Source organism: uncultured Limnohabitans sp. (assembly GCF_937889215.1).
In the GTDB taxonomy this organism is placed as follows: Bacteria; Pseudomonadota; Gammaproteobacteria; order Burkholderiales; family Burkholderiaceae_C; genus Limnohabitans_A.
Window position 1 is genome coordinate 1 of record NZ_CALBEX010000360.1, and the last position, 2,490, is coordinate 2,490.

Genomic DNA, 2,490 nt, shown 5'->3' on the forward strand with positions numbered 1-2,490 from the left:
GGGGGCTTGTGGGAGAGCCAGGATGGTGCGTGGAAGGGGTTGGGGGATGGGGGTGTGCAGGGTGTGGAGTAGGGGGGTGCAGCGGTCACCGGTAGATGGTCGGGGGAGGCAGAGCTCGGCGCCAGATCAAAAATCAACAAATAAAAAAAGCAGCTTGCGAGCCCATATCGCGCCTTGGGCTCCCGATGAATTGACAGAGCCAATCCAGCGGGATCACCACATGACAGGGGCGTTGAGGCTTTATTTCAAAGCGTCCCAGCTCTTTTGGATGTCGTTGGCCACGGCTTGAGCGGACTTGCCACCCGAGTAGTCGACCATGCCTTTCCAGAAGCTGCCAGCACCCACGGCGCCGGGCATCAGGTCGGAGCCGTCAAAACGGAAGGTGGTGGCGCCTTGCAAAATTTCGCCTTGCTTGCGCAGGGCTTTGGTCTTGTACTTGGCCAGATCAGCGCCCTTGTGAGGGGTCAGGAAGCCGCCTTCAGCCATCCAGATCTCGTGAGACTGTGGGTGCTGCAGGTATTCCATGAAGGCCTTGGCGCCCTTGCTGTCTTTGGTGATCGTCATGATCGTGCCACCACCCAACACGGGATTCCCCAGCTTCTTGCTGGCGTATGACGGGAAGTAGAAGAAGTCGGCGTCGTCTGCCTTGCCTTCAGGGAAGAAGGCCGGGATGAACGAAGCTTGACGGTGCATGTAGCACTTGGGCGGTGAGCTGAACATGCCTTTGGGGCTGTCCTTGAAGCTCACCGTGGCCACGGCCTTGGCGCCACCATCGACATAGGCATCGTTGCGGGCAAACCACCCGTAGGCTTCGATCGCATCCGCCACGCGTTTGTCATTGAACTTCATCTTGTTGCTGACCCACTCGTCGTAGACGGCGGGGCTCTGGGTGCGCAGCATCATGTCCTCAACCCAGTCGGTGGCAGGCCAGCCGGTGGCCGCGTCCGAGCCCAAACCAATACACCAAGGCTTACCACCGTCGGCGGCGATTTTTTGTGTCAGGGGCTTGCAGCTCTTCCATGGACTTGGGCACTTTGTAGCCCTTTTCCTTGAAGTTCTCAGGGATGTACCAGACCAAGCTCTTGACGTTCACGTTGTAGAAGAAGCCGTAGAACTCTTCTTTGCCTGCTTTGCTCTTGTAGGTGCCCAGATCGGCCCAAGAGCTGCCTGCGGCGTAGTTGGCCTTGACCCAGTCGCGGGCCTTGTTGCCCAAGGGTGTGAGGCCACCGATGGCGGCCATGTTGGCAGCCAAGCCGGGCTGAGGGAACACCGAGATGTTCGATGGTGAGCCGGCCTTGATGTCGATCACGATTTGTTGCTCGGAGCTTTGTGAGCACGAGTGCTTCACCGTGGCGCCGGTGGCCTTTTCAAAGTTGGCAATGACTTTTTTGAAGACGGTTTCCTCGGCGCCGGTCCAAGGACAGGTGATGGTGACCGTCTCACCTTTGAGGTTGGGGCCTTTGTAGTCGGCGGCTTGGGCGGTGGCACCCAAGCTGCCCAGCGCCAGTAAAGCGGCGCCTGCGATGGTGGTGGTTTTGAACATTTTGCTTGTCTCCTAGAAAAAGCCTTACGGACCATCCGCAAAGCGGGTTAAAAAAATCAGATTCGCAAGCCATTGGCATCGAAGCGGTAGAGGTGCTCGGGCCGGTAGCCCAGACGAACGGATTCGCCCGGCTGCACCGTGACAGAACCTTCGAGCCGGGCGGTTAGTTCACCCAGCGCACCGGCATCGATGTAGGCAAAAGTCTCGTTGCCCAGCAGTTCGGCGTGGCGCAAGGTGCCCGCAATCGGACCATCGTTGCTCAGTTGGAGGTGCTCAGGGCGAACGCCCACACAATGCGCCCCTTGGGCTTGGGCGTGTGTGCCTTCAATGAAGTTCATCTGTGGCGAACCGATGAAGCCAGCCACGAAGCGCGTGGCCGGGCGGTGGTAGAGATCCAATGGCGCACCGACCTGCTCAATGCGCCCCTTGTTGAGCACCACGATCTTGTCGGCCATGGTCATGGCCTCGACCTGATCGTGTGTCACATAAATCATGGTCGCGCCCAAGCGGCGGTGCAGTGTGGCCAGTTCGACGCGCATTTTGGTGCGCAGCGCGGCGTCCAAGTTGGACAGCGGCTCGTCAAACAGGAACACTTTGGGGTTGCGCACAATCGCACGACCAATCGCCACGCGCTGGCGCTGACCGCCCGATAGGGCCTTGGGCAGGCGTTGCAAATACTCGCCTAGCTGAAGGATTTCAGCGGCTTCGTTCACCCGGCGTTTGATCTCGTCCTTGGGGACCTTCGCGATCTTCAAGCCAAAGGCCATGTTGTCGAAGACCGTTTTGTGTGGGTAGAGCGCATAGCTTTGGAACACCATCGCCACGCCGCGTTCACTCGGTGGCAGGTCGTTCACTTCTTGCTCACCGATTTCCAAACTGCCGCTTGTAATGTCCTCCAGACCCGCGATCATTCGCAACAGCGTGGTTTTGCCACAGCCTGAGGGCCC

Annotated in this window: 3 protein-coding genes; all 3 read right to left on the minus strand. The window is 59.0% G+C overall.

Features of this window, described 5'->3' with window-relative positions; all coding sequences use genetic code 11:
• Positions 1-240: 240 nt before the first annotated feature.
• Complete coding sequence (locus Q0341_RS09250) at positions 241-903, minus strand: hypothetical protein (RefSeq protein WP_299512419.1); 663 nt, start codon at positions 901-903, stop codon at positions 241-243.
• 67 nt (positions 904-970) lie between these two features.
• Positions 971-1,543 (minus strand): extracellular solute-binding protein, encoded by a 573-nt coding sequence (locus tag Q0341_RS09255; RefSeq protein ID WP_299512421.1) that lies wholly within the window; start codon positions 1,541-1,543, stop codon positions 971-973.
• Positions 1,544-1,599: 56 nt separating this feature from the next.
• The coding region (locus Q0341_RS09260) for an ABC transporter ATP-binding protein (protein ID WP_299512422.1) at positions 1,600-2,490 on the minus strand (891 nt) is incomplete at its 5' end.

Excerpts from the sequence above, each read along its gene's own strand:
- Q0341_RS09255 (WP_299512421.1), bottom strand. The coding sequence starts at position 1,543 with ATGTTCAAAACCACCACCATCGCAGGCGCCGCTTTACTGGCGCTGGGC.
- Q0341_RS09250 (WP_299512419.1), bottom strand. The coding sequence starts at position 903 with ATGATGCTGCGCACCCAGAGCCCCGCCGTCTACGACGAGTGGGTCAGC.